The following is a 14,572-nucleotide window of genomic DNA, read 5'->3' as shown; positions in this document are numbered from 1 at the left end:
CACGCCGGGACCACACCCGCTCGTGGAGGGCCGCCATCCGACCCCGGGAGCCTGCAACCGGGACGGGATCCCGATCGCCACCTGGCTTCGGTCAGCCCGCCAAGGAGAGTGCTTAAAGGTGAATACCGTCCGACAACTGGACCGGGTTGTCATTCGTTTCGCGGGAGACTCCGGCGACGGAATGCAGCTCACCGGTGATCGGTTTACCGCCGAGACCGCCAAACTCGGCAACGACTTGTCCACCCTGCCGAACTTCCCGGCCGAGATCCGAGCCCCCGCCGGTACCCTGCCCGGCGTGTCGAGCTTCCAGATCCACTTCGCCGACACCGACATCCTCACACCCGGCGACGCGCCGGGGGTCCTGGTGGCGATGAACCCGGCGGCGCTGAAGGCGAACCTGCCCGACCTGCCCGGCGGCGCGACCATCGTCGTCAACTCCGACGAGTTCACCGCCCGCAACCTGAAGAAGGTCGGCTACCAGGCCAACCCGCTCGAAGACGACAGCCTGGAGCCCTACCAGGTTCACGCGGTGCCGTTGACGTCGTTGACGATCGAGGCGCTGTCGAACTTCGACATCGGCAAGAACGAGGCCGCCCGCGCCAAGAACATGTTCGCCCTCGGCCTGATCTCCTGGCTCTACTCGCGTCCCACCGACACGACCGAGGCGTTCATCTCCAAGAAGTTCGCCGCCCGCCCCGAACTGGCGCAGGCGAACATCGCGGCGCTTCGCGCCGGTCACGCCTACGGTGAGACCACCGAGAGCTTCGCGGTTCGGTACGAGGTGCCGCCCGCGTCCCTCCAGCCGGGTACCTACCGCAACATCACCGGGAACCTGGCGCTCGCGTACGGGATCGTCGCCGCCGGTGTGCGGGCGAAGCTGCCGGTGTTCCTCGGCGCCTACCCGATCACGCCGGCGTCGGACATCCTGCACGAACTCAGCCGGCACAAGCGGTTCGGCGTCACCACGTTCCAGGCGGAGGACGAGATCGCGGCGGTCGGCGCGGCGCTCGGCGCCTCCTACGGCGGCGCCCTCGGCGTCACGACCAGTTCCGGCCCCGGTATCGCCCTGAAGTCGGAGACGATCAGCCTCGCCGTGTCGTTGGAGCTTCCGCTGGTCATCGTCGACGTGCAGCGCGCCGGGCCTTCGACGGGCCTGCCCACCAAGACCGAACAGGCCGACCTGATGATGGCCCTGTACGGCAGGCACGGTGAGGCGCCGATAGCCGTCGTCGCGCCCTGCACGCCCGCCGACTGCTTCGACGCGGCGATCGAGGCGTGCCGTATCGCGGTGACGTACCGGACGCCGGTCATGCTGCTGTCGGACGGCTACCTGGCCAACGGTTCCGAACCGTGGCGGCTGCCGGACGTGTCCGCGTTGCCGGACCTGACCGTGGAGTTCGCGTCCGGACCCAACCACATCCTCGACGACGGCACGGAGGTGTTCTGGCCGTACAAGCGGGACCCGGAGACCCTCGCCCGGCCGTGGGCGGTCCCCGGCACGCCCGGGCTCCAACACCGCATCGGTGGACTGGAGAAACGCGACGGCACCGGTGACATCTCCTACGACCCGGCCAACCACGACTTCATGGTCCGCACCCGTGCCGCCCGGATCGACCGCATCGAGGTCCCGGACGTCGTGGTGGAGGATCCCGAAGGCGAGGCCGACGTCCTCGTGCTCGGTTGGGGTTCCACGTACGGGCCGATCGGTGCGGCCTGCCGGGCGCTGCGGCAACGCGGCTTGCACATCGCGCAGGCGCACCTGCGTCACCTCAACCCGATGCCGGCCAACCTCGCCGAGGTGCTCGCCGGGTACAAGCGGGTCGTCGTGCCCGAGATGAACCTCGGCCAGTTGTCCGCCGTGTTGCGTGCCCGCTTCGGCGTCGACGTGGTCGCGTACAACCAGGTGCGCGGCCTGCCGTTCACCTCCCAGGAGTTGGAGACCGTGCTGGAAGAGGTCGTCAAGAATGTCTGACAAGCTGAGCCTTCCGATACAGCCGTTGAAGGCCAAGGACTTCAAGAGCGACCAGGAGGTCCGGTGGTGCCCGGGTTGCGGTGACTACGCGATCCTGGCGGCCGTGCAGTCGTTCCTTCCGGAACTGGGCATGGAGCGGGAACGGATCTGCTTCGTCTCCGGAATCGGCTGCTCGTCCCGGTTCCCGTACTACCTCAACACCTACGGGATGCACTCGATCCACGGCCGGGCGCCCGCCATCGCGACCGGGTTGGCGACCAGCCGCCCCGACCTGTCGGTGTGGGTGGTCACCGGTGACGGCGACGCCCTCTCGATCGGCGGCAACCACCTGATCCACGCGTTGCGGCGCAACGTCAACCTGAAGATCCTGTTGTTCAACAACCGGATCTACGGCCTGACCAAGGGCCAGTACTCGCCGACGTCGGAGACCGGCAAGATCACCAAGTCGACGCCGTACGGTTCGGCCGACGCGCCGTTCAACCCGTTGTCGCTGGTGCTGGGAGCCGAGGCGTCCTTCGTGGCACGCACCCTCGACTCCGACCGCAAGCACCTCCAGGAGGTGCTGCGGGCGGCGGCGGTCCACCAGGGCAGCGCGTTCGTGGAGATCTACCAGAACTGCCCGATCTTCAACGACGACGCCTTCGAGGTGTTGAAGTCGCCGGAGTCGCGTGACGAGGCGCTGATCCGGCTCGTCCACGGCGAACCGATCGTGTTCGGACCGGAGGGGCGGCACTGTGTCGTCCGGAACGGCTGGGGTCTGGCGGTGGCCGAGACCGCCGACGTGGCCGAGTCCGACATCGTCGTCCACGACTCCACGGCCGCCGATCCCTCCTACGCGTTCGCGTTGAGCCGGTTGTCCGGTGACTCGCTCGACCACACGCCGATCGGCGTGTTCCGTTCGGTGCGGCGCGACACCTACGACTCGATCGTGCGGCAGCAGGTCAGCGACGCGCAGTCGGACGGTGCGGCAGAGGCGGAGCTGGCGGGGCTCCTGACGGGTTCCGACACCTGGACCATCCTGTAACGACGGAGACACACGGCGGCCCGGTTCCCTTACCGGGCCGCCGTTGTCGTGCCCGGGGCGGCTCGGGTGCTCGCGGGGTGTCGTACGGGCGTGGTGCGATCATCCACTATGGCGAGACGTGTGGCGGGGCGGCGCGTCGCGGCACCGCCGTGTGAATCGATTCGTACCACCCGCCGGGACGTGTAGTCGCAGGTCGGGAGGCGATGACCGTCCGGATCCGGGCCGCCGGGACCGTCTGTGGGGCTTGACTTTCCGTCACCACGTGTGAAAATGACGCCGGACGAAGTTTCGAGAGGCCGACCGGCACGGCCCCGACATCCTCCATCCAGGAGGGATCGACCGTGCCCACGTCGACCCGTCCCATGCCCACCCCGACCACAGGAAAGCCCCCACCCCGTATCCCCTGCCCCGCTCGCGTCCCGGTGATGCCCACTTCCCCGAGGCGGACCGCACCGGCGGCGAGCCCGCCCCGGCAGGGCCTGTCGCGAAAGACGACCACATGCGAACCGCCCGACTCTCCCTCACCCTCGTCGCCGCGCTCGCGGTGACGTTCGTGTTCCCGTCCGTCGCCTCCGCCAACGAATCGATCGAGTACGTCGCCATGGGCGACTCCTTCGCCTCCGGCAGCGGTGCCGGAAACTACGCCGAAATCTCCACCGACAGCTGGAAGGGCGGCGACTGCCTCCAGTCCCAGAACGCCTACAGCCCGCTGTTGGCGGACCAACTCGGCGCCACCCTCGACTTCCAGTCCTGCAGCGGCGCCAAGGTCGCCGACATCCACTCCGACCAACTGCCCGCCCTGTCGGCCGGCACCGACCTGGTGACCCTGTCGGTCGGTGGCAACGACGTCGGCTTCTCCAGCGTCATCATCACCTGCACCACCAGCAGCACGGCCGGCTGCACCGACAAGGTCGAGGCCGCCGAGGCCGACGCGCAGCAGCGGCTCCCCGGCCTGCTGAGCGACCTGTACGCCGAGATCGGCAGCCGCGCGCCCAACGCGCAGGTGCTGATCCTCGGATATCCGAAGCTGTTCAGCGGCCGGAGCTGCTTCGGCAACACCGGCATCAACCTGGACGAGCAGGCCCGCATCAACGAGGCCAACTACGTGCTCAACGGTGTCATCAGTACCGCGGCGCAGAACGCCGGATTCACCTATGTGGACCCGATCCCGGCATTCGAGGGACACGGCGTGTGCACCTCCGGCGCCTACGTCAACGGTCTCAGGTTCAACATCCCCGAGTCGTACCACCCGAACCGGAACGGTCACGGCATCGGGTACATGGAGGCGCTGAACGCGCACCTGTAGCCACGACACACCACCCGCGGCCCGGCCCGACCCGCCGGGCCGCGGTCAGTTCCACCCCATGGTGAGCCCGAGATACCGGTGGAGGGTGTAGTCCAGTTGCGCCATCTCGGTGCGATCGAGGTAGTCCATCGGATCGCCGAGGACGTACCTGATGTCGATACTGCGGATCTGATCGACGAGCAGTCGGGTCTCCCGTCCCAGCAAGACGAGTTCAGGCCGGAACGACGACGGCTGAGCACTGGTCGAGGTGGGCACCACGGTCACGGTGCTCCACGTGTCCTGGGTCACGCTGACCATGACGCCGAAACGCCTTCCACGTTGTTCGTGGCCGCGTTTGTGATCCCCGAGGTCGATGGGATACACGGCACCCCTGATCAACCTCCGCCTCCGACGATGCGCACCTCACCGGTCTCGGTGTACTCCCATTCATCGGGCTCCTGCGAAAGATCTTCATCTCGCAGCCGGTACATGTCTTCGCGGGCGCGGTCCTCCCACGCGGCACGGTCGAGGAGTCGAAGCCCACGACGAAGCACTTCGGTGGTGCTTTCGCCCTCGCGGCGCTGCTCCTCGATGATTCTCACGTCTTCTTCGGTGGCCCGGAATCCCACAGTCATCCGACCAGTGTACAACAGTCGTTAAACACGTGCTCCGTGGTTCCCGCTGACCGGTCGCGGCGCCTCTTCGCAGGCACATGCGGCGATGGTGGCACAGGACTAGTCTGTGAAACCATGGGCACCACTTACCTGGCCTCGTACTCCACCCTGGGATTCCTCCTGGTGCTCGGAGTGCTGGTGTCGATCGCCGCGTTCGCGGCGAACCGGCTGCTGCGCACCCAGGCCCCCTCACCGGCCAAACAGACCACCTACGAATGCGGGCTCGACCCGGTCGGCGACGGCTGGGCACAGATGCAGATCAGGTACTACGTCTACGCTTTCCTCTACGCGCTGTTCGCGGTCGAGAGCGTCTTCCTGTTCCCCTGGGCGGTCGTGTACGACCGGCCCGGCTTCGGGGTGACCGCGGCGGCCGAGATGGGAGTGTTCGTGGCGGTGCTGGCGCTCGGCCTGGCATACGCGTGGCGCAAAGGAGTGTTGCGGTGGCTGTGAACCTCGGCATGCCCGGTCGCGGAGTCGGCGGAGTCCTCGGCGAACCGATCCGGTTCCTGCTGAACTGGGGCCGCCGCTACTCCCTCTGGGTGTTCAACTTCGGGCTGGCCTGCTGCGCGATCGAGTTCATCGCCACCTCCATGGGCAGGCACGACTTCATGCGACTGGGCGTCATCCCGTTCGCGCACGGCCCCCGGCAGGCCGACCTCATGGTCGTCTCCGGCACCGTCACCGACAAGATGGCCCCCGCGATCAAACGCCTCTACGACCAGATGCCCGAACCGAAGTACGTCATCTCCTTCGGGGCCTGCAGCAACACCGGTGGTCCCTACTGGGACTCGTACAGCGTCACCAAGGGCGTCGACCAGATCATCCCCGTGGACGTGTACGTGCCCGGCTGCCCACCCCGTCCCGAGGCGCTGTTGCACGGCATCATGCGGCTTCAGGAGAAGATCGCCGCGGAACCGGCCGGTATCGGCGGCCTGCCCCGCGACGCCGCGTCGCTGACCGCCGGGATGGTGCGCCCCCCGGACCGGTAACCACCCCGCACCGTGAAAGGACCACACCCCTTGACCTCCTCCGCACGCACCGCACACATCATCGAGGTGCTGACCACCGAGTTCGGTGACGGCATGGCCGCCGACCCCCACGCGTTCCACCGGAAGTTCCGGAAGATGGCCGCGTCGCCGTTCGCGTTCTACCGGGGCAGCGCGTGCCTGTTCTACTCCGACGTCCAGTCCGACAAGCCGGACTACTGCGACGAACGCACGTCCCGGGTCTGGATACACGGCGACCTGCACGCCGAGAACTTCGGCACCTACATGAACGCCAACGGCCTGCTGGTCTTCAACGTCAACGACTTCGACGAGGCGTACGTGGGACCGTTCATCTGGGACCTGAAGCGGTTCGTGGCCTCGGTCGCGCTCATCGGATACGCCAAGGCGCTCTCCGACGACGACATCACCGACCTGGTCAACGGTTTCGCCTCGGCGTACCTGGCGGAGCTGCGGCTGCTGGCCGCCGCCGGGGACGACGCGATCGGGGAACTCACCCTCGACACCACCGACGGCGCGCTCCACGCGGTGCTGCAGAAGGCCCGGCTCGGGTCCCGACTCCACCTGCTGGACTCGCAGACCCACGTCGTCGACTACGACCGCCGCTTCACCATGGGCGAGGGTGTCTACGAGGTCTCCGCCGAACAACGCGACCGCGTCCACGCCGCCTTCGAGCGATACCTGACGACACTGCCGCCGGGCCGGATCACCCGCCCCACCGCGCTGCACATCAAGGACATCGTGTTGCGCAAGGGCGTCGGCATCGGATCGGCCGGGCTGCCGTCGTACAACCTGCTGCTGGAGGGCAACAGCCAGGCGTTGGAGAACGACGTCCTGCTCTACATGAAACAGGCCCAGGTGCCCGCCGTCAGCCGCGTCATCGACGACCCGCAGATCCGCGGCTACTTCGCGCACCAGGGACACCGGACCGTCGAGTCGCAACGCGCGTTGCAGTCCTACGCCGACCCGTGGTGCGGCTACACCGAGCTCGGCGGGATCGGTCAGCTCGTCGCCGAGGTCTCACCGTACGCGGCCGACCTCGACTGGTCCGACCTGGACGAACCGGCGGAGATCCGTCCCGTCCTCGGCTACCTGGGACGCGCCGTCGCCCGGATGCACTCGGTCGCCGACGACGAGTCGGACCACGGACTGGTGGATTACTCCACCGAGGAGGCGATCGTCGCCGCCGTCGGGGATGATGACACCGGGTTCACCGAGCTCCTGGTCGACTTCGCGCACCGGTACGGCAGCCGGGCGCGCGCCGACCACCAACTGTTCGTGGACCTGTTCCGCAACGACCGGCTTCCGATCGGAGTGTGACGTGTGGGCTGAGGGCATCGCCGCGGCCGTGGAGGGACAGGTGACGCCTGGCGACACCCGCCCGGTCGTCGACGTGCCACCGCAGCGGTGGCGGGAGGCGGCCGAGGCGGCCAGGGACGCCGGTTGCGACTTCTTCGACTGGCTGTCGGCCGTCGACGAGGCGGAGGACGGCATCCGGATCGTGGCGCACCTGTGGTCGCTGGCGGACCGGCGCGGCCTGCTATTGCGCACCCTGCCCGGTGACCCGGTGGTGGAATCGATCGTGCCGGTGTACCCGGGGGCGGCCTGGCACGAACGGGAGACGCACGAGATGTTCGGCGTCGGCTTCACCGGCAACCCGGACCTGTCCCCGTTGCTGCTGGCGCCCGAGTTCGAGGGGCATCCACTGCGGAAGGACTTCGTGCTGGCGTCGCGGGTCGCGAAGCCGTGGCCGGGCGCGAAGGAGCCCGGCGGCGAGCACGGCCGCAAACGGCAGCCGATGCGACCACCGGGGGTGCCCGCCGACGGCGAATGGCGGCCCGCCGGTGCGTGAGCCCGCCGGTCGTGCCAGTGGGGTGACCGGGCCGAGCCCACCGCGCAGTGTGGGAGTTGAACGGGAGCGGTGTGACGTAATAGCGTTACCGCATGCCCTTCTGGCTTGAGCTCGTCATCCGTCTCGTGGCGGTACTGGCCGCCTTCATGGTGCTACCGCTGGTGGTCGGACAGACCGAGCACAAGGTCATGGCGCACATGCAGGGCCGGCTCGGTCCGATGTACGCGGGCGCCTACCGCGGCTGGGCGCAGTTGCTCGCCGACGGCGTCAAGTTCGTGCAGAAGGAGGACATCACACCGGCGCGCGCCGACCGGCCGGTGTTCCAGCTCGCGCCCATGATCGCGCTGCTGCCGTACCTGTTGGCGCTGCTGGTGATTCCGCTCGGTCCGAACGACCTGGTCGCGCAGCCGCTCGACATCGGACTGTTCATGGTGCTCGCCGTGGTGGGCATCGGGATCCTGGCCGTACTGATGGCCGGGTGGGCCAGCGCCAACAAGTACACCCTGCTGGGTGCCATGCGGGCCGCCGCGCAGCTGTTGGGCTACGAGCTGCCGTTCGTGCTGGCGGCGGCGAGTGTCGCGATGGCGGCGGGCACCCTGTCGCTGTCGGGCATCGTGGAGGCGTGGAGCCCGTGGTGGCTGCTGTGGCAGTTGCCGGCGCTGTGCGTGTTCTTCATCGCCGGTCTGGCCGAGATCCGGCGGCCGCCGTTCGACGCGCCGATAGCGGACTCGGAACTGGTGTTCGGCTACATGACGGAGTACTCGGGGCTGCGCTTCGCGTTGTTCCTGCTCGCCGAGTACGCGGGGATCGTGGTGATCGCGGCACTGACCACCGTGCTGTTCCTGGGTGGGTGGCGTGGGCCGTTCGCCTCGGAGGAGCTGGGCTGGCTGTGGACGCTGCTGAAGGTGGGCGCGGTGTCGTTCGTGGTCATCTGGCTGCGGGTGTCCTATCCGAGGTTGCGGGTCGACCAGCTGCAGCGGTTGTGCTGGAAGGTGCTGGTGCCGGTCGCGCTGGGACAGCTCGTCCTGACGGCGACGGTCACCCTGCTGACCTGACCCCATCCGATCCTTCCCTCCCCGAACCGCTTGGTCCTCGCCGTGTTGCGCTTGGTCCCCGTCCGGTTGACGAAATGGCGAGGTTCCGCCCGATTCATGCCCGTATGTCTGATATGGCGAGGACCGAGCGCGCAACGGCGGGGACCAAGCCGAAATCCGGGGTGCGGAGTTTGCCCGGGTTTGTCACGCTTCGGGTATGAAACAGCTACTGCCGTTCACCTTCGCTCAGGCCCGCCGGGCCGGATTCGCGCCGGACCGGATTCGAGGGCTCTGCCGATCCGGTACTTGGCGCCGCCTGCGCCGGAACGCCTACCTTCCCGCCGAAGCGGTGCAGGACGGGCATCCGCTGCTGATCCGCGCCGGGGCGGTCCTGCCCCAGTTGATCGGGGATCCCGTTCTGAGTCACGAGACCGCTGCCAGGCTTTGGGGTGTCGCGCATCTTCGTGCCCCGACCGATCACATCCAGTTGGTGCGGAGCAGACGCGGTCAAGGCCGGCGGGATCCGGCCGACGCCATCATCCGCCAGGCGGCGATGTGGCCGGAACATCGTTCGTCCGTGCACGGTCTACCGCTGACGACGGTCGCCAGGACCGTCCTCGACATCGCGCGGTTGCGCGGGGTGCGTGCCGGGGTCGTGGCGATGGATTCCGCGCTGCAGCACGGGCTCTGCACTCCGCGCGATATCGCTCGGACGGTCGAACACATGGCGGGCTGGCCCTTCGTGCGGCGGGCGCGATACGTGGCCGGGATATCCGACGGCCGGAGCGAATCCCCGCTGGAGAGCCTGTCGCGCCTGTGCTTCCTCCGATTCGGAGTGCCACGGCCGCGAATTCAGGTGGACGATCTGGTGAGCGGAGTCCGAGTGGACTTCTTCTGGGAGGCGGCCGGTGTCGTGGGGGAGGCGGACGGCGAGGAGAAGTACCTTCGGGATCCGTCGGAGTTCGTCCGTGAGAAGCAGCGCGAACAGCGGTTGGTCGCGAGTGGCTTCAGCGTGGTCCGATGGGGCTGGGACGAGTGCTTCCGCACGCCGGCGGCTCTGGCGAAGCGGGTGAACGAGGCGATCACCGCACGTACCCGGTACTCGACGGCTCGCATGTCCCCGGTGTGGTGACACGGGGAGCCCGATCGCCGCCGGGCTCCCCGTTCCTCCCCTGTCCACCGCTTGGTCCTCGCCGTGTTGCGCTTGGTCCCCGGCCGGTTAAAGAAACGACGACATTCCGCCCGATTCATGCCCATGTGTCGCATATGGCGGGGACCAAGAGCGCAACGGCGGGGACCAAGCGGTCCATAACGGTTACCGGGACGACGACACCGCCCGGGACCTCCGGCGAACCGGACGTCCCGGGCGGTGTGGCGGTGGCCCTCAGGAGTCGCCGGCGAGGGTCAGCGACCGCAGGCGTTGCGTGGCGAACCACGCCGCCATGCCGGTCACCAGGACCGCCAGTGTCGTGGCCACCGGAAGCGACAGGGACGCGGTGATCGCGTCGGGCGCGAGCTCCGCCGCGATCGACTGTCCCCAGTGCTGGATGCTGAGCGCACGCGCGCCGTCGACGAGGCCCGTCACCAGCATCTCCCAAAGCATCACGTACATCAGGCCGATGATGACGGCGCGGCGGGACAGCACTCCCAGCAGCAGAAACACGGCACAGTAGACGATGCCGCTGACGGTCGCCGCCACGGTGTACGCCCAGGTCACCGTACCGGCGGCGCCGGTGACGACGATGGCGGCGATCAGGGTCGGGACGGCGGCGAACAGCAGGGTCACCGTGATCGCCACCAGCAGCTTGGTCACGATGATCCGGCCCCGCGCCACCGGCTTGGTCAGCAGGTACACGATGGCGCCGTCGTCGATCTCGGTGGCGATGGCCCCGGTGCCGACGATGAGCGCGATCAACGGCACGACGGTGTCGAGGTTGAACGTGTCGAGCAGCCCCGAGGTGATCTCCGGGTCGATGCCGAACGCCATGCGCACCAGCAGCGCCAACGCCAACATCACGAAGGGCAGCAGCGCGAGTAGCAGGCCGCGCCAGCCGCGCAGTAGACCGGTCGCGGTCAACCGGGCGATTGTCGAGTTCATGGTCTCATTCCTCAGCTTTGCACCAGGTAACCGAAGACGCTTTCCAGCGACTCGTCGGCGGGCGTGACGTCGTACAGCCGGATGCCGTGGTCGGCGGCGAGCCGGGGCAGCCGCACGGTGAACCGGCCGAAGTCGCTGGTCTGTACGTGCAGCGCCTCCTCCTCGGAGTCCACCTCGACCGACACCACGGAGTCGTCGGAGACGAGTGCGGCGGCGAGGCGGCGGTCGTCGTCGCTGCGCAACAGGTAGCGGTGCGGCCGGTCGGTCATGAGCCGCCGGATCGCCCGGAAGTCACCGGACGCGGCGTGCCGTCCGGCGACCATGACCTCGATGTGGCTGGCCAGTTGTTCGACCTCTTCGAGGATGTGGGAGCTGAACAGGACGGTGCGTCCGTCCGATCCCATCTGGCGCAACAGTTCCATCAGGTGCATCCGCTGCCGCGGATCCATGCCGTTGAACGGTTCGTCCAGCAGCAGTACCGAGGGCCGGTGCACGAGGGCGGCGGCCATCTTCATGCGCTGCCGCATGCCCTTGGAGTAGGTGGCGATGGGCCGGTCGGCGGCGGCCTGCATGTCGACGGTGTCGATGGCGGCCTTGGCGGCGGCCCCGGGGTCGGACAGTCCGTGGAGTTCGGCGTTGGCGAGTACGAACTTGGCGCCGGTGAGGAAGTCGTACATCGCCTCGCGTTCGGGCACCATGCCGATGTGGCGGTAGATCTGCTCGTTGCGCCAGGTGGGGTCGCCGTCGAGGGTGACGGTGCCCGCGGACGGCGCCGCGAATCCGGCCATCATGGACAGCAGCGTGGTCTTCCCGGCGCCGTTGGGGCCGAGCAGGCCGGTGATGCCGGGCCCGATCGTCATGCTGACGTCGTTGACGGCCACGACGTGACCGAACCATTTGGACACACGGTCGATGTGGATGGAGGTCATGACCGGGAAACCTTTCGGTAACGCAGCAGCAGGAGCCGGTAGCACAGGGCGGTGATCGCCACGGCGGCCGCCAGCAGGGTGAGGCCCGCGGCGGCGCCGGGGGCGACGGCGGGGGTGCTGGGCGCCGCGTCGACGGGTGACCAGCCGAACAGGAACGCCTGGATGCCGTCGTAGATCGTGATGGGCGACAGCAGCCCGCCCCACGCGGAGGCCGGCTCGCTCACGAACGACCCCAGCAGCGCCTGCAGGAACGTCGCCGCCATGTAGCTGCCGCTCAGGACCGCGATGATCGCGGCGACACCGAGGCCGCGGCGCGGTGTCACCGACGCGATGAGTGTGCCGATCATGGTGAACATGGCGACGAGGAACACCAGGGACACCAGGGCCGCCAGCAGTTTCAACGTCATGTCCCCGATCGGGAACTCCAGCAGGAGGGCGCCGATGTACATGACCAGCAGCGGTGCGGCGACCAGGATGCCGAGGCCGGTGGCGATTCCGGCGACCCGGGCGCGCACGTAGTCGACGTAGCTCAGCGGTCGTGAGAAGTACAGCGGGAGGGTGTGGAACCGTAGGTCCCGGGACACCGCCTGTGGTGCCTGCGACGCCAGGAACAGTGACGGCACGGCCTGCACCATCACCGTGTACGCGCCGAACTCGACGAGTAGTTGCGGCCCTTCGGGTCCCGGCGGGATCTGGGTCTGCACGGCCACCAGGATGAACGCGGGCAGCACGGTGGACCCGAACAGCAGCCACGGGAAGATCTTGGCGCCGAGTCCGCGCCCGATCCCGAACGTGCCCTTGAGGGTCTGCCCGTACAGGGCCAGGAAGATGTCGCGGCGGCCCAGGCGGGGGCCGTCGTACCGGCGGTATCCGATGTTGTGGATCGCGCCGGTCTTGCCGGGTTCAGTGGTCGTCGCCATCGCCGGCGCTCCCCTCTCGCGCGGCCGGTTCGCCGAAGATCTCGGCGATCCGGTGCCGGTCGCGTTGCAGTCGCACCAGTCCGAGCCCTTGGGCGCTGACGGTGTCACGGATCAGGTCGAAGGTGTCGGGGCCGGTCACCGGCACGTACAGCAGGTCACCGGAGGCCCGCGGCGACAGGTCGCGTTCGGCGAGGGCCTTGCGGGCGGTCTCGGTGGCGTCGGTGCCCCCGGCGGGGTCCAGCACCTCCAGGACGAGCGTGTGGGTCTGCGAGGTGAGGTTGCCGGTGGACTCCGAGCGCAGCAGGCGGCCGCCGTCGATGACGACGACGTGGTCGCTGGTGCGTTCGAGCTCACCGAGCAGGTGGGAGGTGACCAGGACGGAGATGCCGAACCGGGTGTGGACCTTCCGGATCAGGTCGAGCATCTCGTCGCGACCGGTGGGGTCGAGGCCGTTGGTGGGTTCGTCGAGGAACACCATCCTCGGGTCGTGGACCAGGGCCTGCGCGAGTTTGACGCGCTGCTTCATGCCGGTGGAGTAGCCGCCCATGGGGCGGTACCGCTCCTCGTACATTCCGACGTGCCGCAGCGTGTCGGCGGTGCGTTGCCGCGCCGCGTCGACCGGCAGGCCGGACATGCGGGCGAGGTGCATGACGAACTCCGCCGCGGACGCGTCCGGCGGCAGGCAGTCGTGTTCGGGCATGTAGCCGATGTTGCGGCGGATGGCGGTCGCGGCGGTGTGGATGTCGTCACCGAGCACGGTGGCGGTTCCCGACGTCGCCGGGGTCAGTCCCAGCAGGATCTTTATGAGGGTGGACTTGCCGGCGCCGTTCGCCCCGACGAGGCCGCACACCCCCTCAGGAACCTCGACGCTGAGCCCTTCCAGCGCCGTCACCCGCGGGTAGCGTTTGGTGAGGCCTTGAATGGATATCGTGGACACGTGTCGACGGTACGGGCAGTGTCACACCGCCGCGTCATTCACGCGGGTGAGCGACCCCCGGTACCTTCGTCAGGGGCGCCCCCATGCGGTGGTCAGGGACACCCCCGGGACGGTCCCGGCCCGTCGGCCACCCGGTCAACCGCGCAACCGTACCGGAAGCCGGTCGAGGGTCGCGACGGTCTCGTCGGGCCGGTCGGGGTCGGCGAGTTCGACCAGCTGCGTCAACCGGTACACCTCACCCTGCGGCGGGAACTGTCCCAGTCGGCCCACGAGCTCGGCGGGGGACCGGCTGATCAGCGTGACCGGTTCCATCCCCGTCCTGGTGAGTGTCACGCGCAGCGTCACCCGCCAGGTGTGCTCGAACAGCGGTGGCCGTTGGTCGATACGGACGATCCGGCTGTGGGAGTCCACGTCGGCGTCGGCCTGTTCCACCGTCAGGCGCGGCCCGGGGGCGTGTGGGTACTTCGGGTCGAGACGGAATCCGGTGGTGGCCACGGGTATGCCCGTGGCGTCGCGGCCGGCCGGGTCGGGCAGGACCTCCATCCGCATGCCGCCGGTCAGTTTCCCGGAACGCAGCCGTTCCCCGTCGACGGTGACGGTGGCGTCCTGCACCGTCGCGGTCAACGGCAGCTTCACGCCGGTGGCGGGTGTCTCCAGCGCGTGCCCGGTACCGGCCGCCGACAGCGCGGCGGCGGCCAGGGCGGCGGTGGCCACGGCGCTGGCCAGCAGCGGCGGCCGGGTGCGGTGTGCCCGTGTGATGGTCATGGGTGTTCCCCCCGTACGTGGTGACGAATCGGCGGCGGACGGCACGCGCCGTCCGCCGCCGGATGCACCGACCATAAC

Annotated in this window: 16 protein-coding genes; 9 read left to right on the top strand and 7 right to left on the bottom strand. The window is 68.6% G+C overall.

The features are described from left to right. Positions 1 to 118 precede the first annotated feature (118 nt). The 3 genes from LX16_RS19600 to LX16_RS19590 all read left to right on the top strand — a co-directional run bounded on the left by LX16_RS19600 (position 119) and on the right by LX16_RS19590 (position 4,302). Positions 119 to 1,972: a 2-oxoacid:acceptor oxidoreductase subunit alpha gene (locus LX16_RS19600; protein ID WP_244615901.1), complete on the top strand. Its 1,854-nt coding sequence runs from the start codon at positions 119 to 121 to the stop codon at positions 1,970 to 1,972. Further along, a complete protein-coding gene (locus LX16_RS19595; protein WP_147141208.1) occupies positions 1,965 to 2,996 on the top strand; it encodes a 2-oxoacid:ferredoxin oxidoreductase subunit beta in 1,032 nt (343 codons plus the stop codon). Before LX16_RS19600 ends, LX16_RS19595 begins: the two co-directional genes overlap by 8 nt. 499 nt (positions 2,997 to 3,495) lie before the next feature. Further along, positions 3,496 to 4,302, top strand: coding sequence for an SGNH/GDSL hydrolase family protein (locus LX16_RS19590; protein WP_147141206.1), 807 nt, complete (start codon positions 3,496 to 3,498; stop codon positions 4,300 to 4,302). A gap of 45 nt (positions 4,303 to 4,347) precedes the next feature. Here the strand turns inward: LX16_RS19590 and LX16_RS19585 are convergent, their stop codons facing one another. Together LX16_RS19585 and LX16_RS19580 are read right to left on the bottom strand one after the other, a co-directional pair. Next, a complete protein-coding gene (locus tag LX16_RS19585; protein ID WP_147141204.1) occupies positions 4,348 to 4,680 on the bottom strand; it encodes a type II toxin-antitoxin system PemK/MazF family toxin in 333 nt (110 codons plus the stop codon). Continuing rightward, positions 4,677 to 4,916 carry a hypothetical protein gene (locus tag LX16_RS19580; RefSeq protein ID WP_147141201.1) on the bottom strand — a complete coding sequence of 80 codons (240 nt, stop codon included), beginning with the start codon at positions 4,914 to 4,916 and terminating at the stop codon, positions 4,677 to 4,679. The genes LX16_RS19585 and LX16_RS19580 overlap by 4 nt, the downstream gene beginning before the upstream one ends. A gap of 114 nt (positions 4,917 to 5,030) precedes the next feature. On the opposite strand from LX16_RS19580, the gene LX16_RS19575 reads away from it, so the two are divergent. The 6 genes from LX16_RS19575 (at position 5,031) to LX16_RS19550 (ending at position 9,977) form a co-directional block, all read left to right on the top strand. Next, complete coding sequence (locus LX16_RS19575) at positions 5,031 to 5,405, top strand: NADH-quinone oxidoreductase subunit A (RefSeq protein ID WP_147141198.1); 375 nt, start codon at positions 5,031 to 5,033, stop codon at positions 5,403 to 5,405. An 8-nt stretch (positions 5,406 to 5,413) separates the two neighbouring features. Continuing rightward, positions 5,414 to 5,944, top strand: a complete 531-nt coding sequence (locus LX16_RS19570; RefSeq protein WP_147142031.1) for an NADH-quinone oxidoreductase subunit B — start codon at positions 5,414 to 5,416, stop codon at positions 5,942 to 5,944. A 93-nt stretch (positions 5,945 to 6,037) separates the two neighbouring features. Then, positions 6,038 to 7,279, top strand: a complete 1,242-nt coding sequence (locus LX16_RS19565) for a DUF2252 domain-containing protein (protein ID WP_147142028.1) — start codon at positions 6,038 to 6,040, stop codon at positions 7,277 to 7,279. Between the two features lies 1 nt (position 7,280). Further along, positions 7,281 to 7,811: an NADH-quinone oxidoreductase subunit C gene (locus tag LX16_RS19560; protein ID WP_170283879.1), complete on the top strand. Its 531-nt coding sequence runs from the start codon at positions 7,281 to 7,283 to the stop codon at positions 7,809 to 7,811. Positions 7,812 to 7,903: 92 nt separating this feature from the next. After that, positions 7,904 to 8,866: an NADH-quinone oxidoreductase subunit NuoH gene (nuoH, locus tag LX16_RS19555; RefSeq protein ID WP_147141192.1), complete on the top strand. Its 963-nt coding sequence runs from the start codon at positions 7,904 to 7,906 to the stop codon at positions 8,864 to 8,866. 196 nt (positions 8,867 to 9,062) lie between these two features. After that, positions 9,063 to 9,977, top strand: coding sequence for a hypothetical protein (locus LX16_RS19550; RefSeq protein ID WP_147141189.1), 915 nt, complete (start codon positions 9,063 to 9,065; stop codon positions 9,975 to 9,977). Between the two features lie 252 nt (positions 9,978 to 10,229). Here the strand turns inward: LX16_RS19550 and LX16_RS19545 are convergent, their stop codons facing one another. From LX16_RS19545 to LX16_RS19525, 5 genes are all read right to left on the bottom strand, one after another. Further along, the gene (locus tag LX16_RS19545) at positions 10,230 to 10,943 is read right to left on the bottom strand and encodes an ABC transporter permease (RefSeq protein WP_147141186.1); all 714 of its coding nucleotides are present in this window, start codon (positions 10,941 to 10,943) and stop codon (positions 10,230 to 10,232) included. Positions 10,944 to 10,954: 11 nt separating this feature from the next. Continuing rightward, positions 10,955 to 11,872 carry an ABC transporter ATP-binding protein gene (locus LX16_RS19540; RefSeq protein WP_147141184.1) on the bottom strand — a complete coding sequence of 306 codons (918 nt, stop codon included), beginning with the start codon at positions 11,870 to 11,872 and terminating at the stop codon, positions 10,955 to 10,957. Beyond that, on the bottom strand, positions 11,869 to 12,792 hold the full coding sequence (locus tag LX16_RS19535) for an ABC transporter permease (protein WP_147141180.1): 924 nt from the start codon (positions 12,790 to 12,792) through the stop codon (positions 11,869 to 11,871). The genes LX16_RS19540 and LX16_RS19535 overlap by 4 nt, the downstream gene beginning before the upstream one ends. Then, positions 12,776 to 13,729 (bottom strand): ABC transporter ATP-binding protein, encoded by a 954-nt coding sequence (locus tag LX16_RS19530; protein ID WP_147141177.1) that lies wholly within the window; start codon positions 13,727 to 13,729, stop codon positions 12,776 to 12,778. The genes LX16_RS19535 and LX16_RS19530 overlap by 17 nt, the downstream gene beginning before the upstream one ends. A 135-nt stretch (positions 13,730 to 13,864) precedes the next feature. Next, on the bottom strand, positions 13,865 to 14,494 hold the full coding sequence (locus LX16_RS19525; protein WP_147141174.1) for a hypothetical protein: 630 nt from the start codon (positions 14,492 to 14,494) through the stop codon (positions 13,865 to 13,867). Positions 14,495 to 14,572 lie beyond the last annotated feature (78 nt).

This window comes from Stackebrandtia albiflava, from assembly GCF_007994225.1.
In the GTDB taxonomy this organism is placed as follows: Bacteria; Actinomycetota; Actinomycetes; order Mycobacteriales; family Micromonosporaceae; genus Stackebrandtia; species Stackebrandtia albiflava.
Note: the sequence above shows the minus strand (reverse complement) of the source record. Positions and strands in the feature narration are given on the sequence as shown.

What these genes read in the sequence shown, in the direction of transcription:
- LX16_RS19595 (WP_147141208.1), top strand. Translation starts at nt 1,965, where the DNA reads ATGTCTGACAAGCTGAGCCTTCCGATACAGCCGTTGAAGGCCAAGGAC.
- LX16_RS19580 (WP_147141201.1), bottom strand. Translation starts at nt 4,916, where the DNA reads ATGACTGTGGGATTCCGGGCCACCGAAGAAGACGTGAGAATCATCGAG.
- LX16_RS19570 (WP_147142031.1), top strand. Translation starts at nt 5,414, where the DNA reads ATGCCCGGTCGCGGAGTCGGCGGAGTCCTCGGCGAACCGATCCGGTTC.
- LX16_RS19550 (WP_147141189.1), top strand. Translation starts at nt 9,063, where the DNA reads ATGAAACAGCTACTGCCGTTCACCTTCGCTCAGGCCCGCCGGGCCGGA.
- LX16_RS19590 (WP_147141206.1), top strand. Translation starts at nt 3,496, where the DNA reads ATGCGAACCGCCCGACTCTCCCTCACCCTCGTCGCCGCGCTCGCGGTG.
- LX16_RS19565 (WP_147142028.1), top strand. Translation starts at nt 6,038, where the DNA reads ATGGCCGCCGACCCCCACGCGTTCCACCGGAAGTTCCGGAAGATGGCC.
- LX16_RS19535 (WP_147141180.1), bottom strand. Translation starts at nt 12,792, where the DNA reads ATGGCGACGACCACTGAACCCGGCAAGACCGGCGCGATCCACAACATC.
- nuoH (WP_147141192.1), top strand. Translation starts at nt 7,904, where the DNA reads ATGCCCTTCTGGCTTGAGCTCGTCATCCGTCTCGTGGCGGTACTGGCC.
- LX16_RS19575 (WP_147141198.1), top strand. Translation starts at nt 5,031, where the DNA reads ATGGGCACCACTTACCTGGCCTCGTACTCCACCCTGGGATTCCTCCTG.
- LX16_RS19545 (WP_147141186.1), bottom strand. Translation starts at nt 10,943, where the DNA reads ATGAACTCGACAATCGCCCGGTTGACCGCGACCGGTCTACTGCGCGGC.
- LX16_RS19525 (WP_147141174.1), bottom strand. Translation starts at nt 14,494, where the DNA reads ATGACCATCACACGGGCACACCGCACCCGGCCGCCGCTGCTGGCCAGC.
- LX16_RS19540 (WP_147141184.1), bottom strand. Translation starts at nt 11,872, where the DNA reads ATGACCTCCATCCACATCGACCGTGTGTCCAAATGGTTCGGTCACGTC.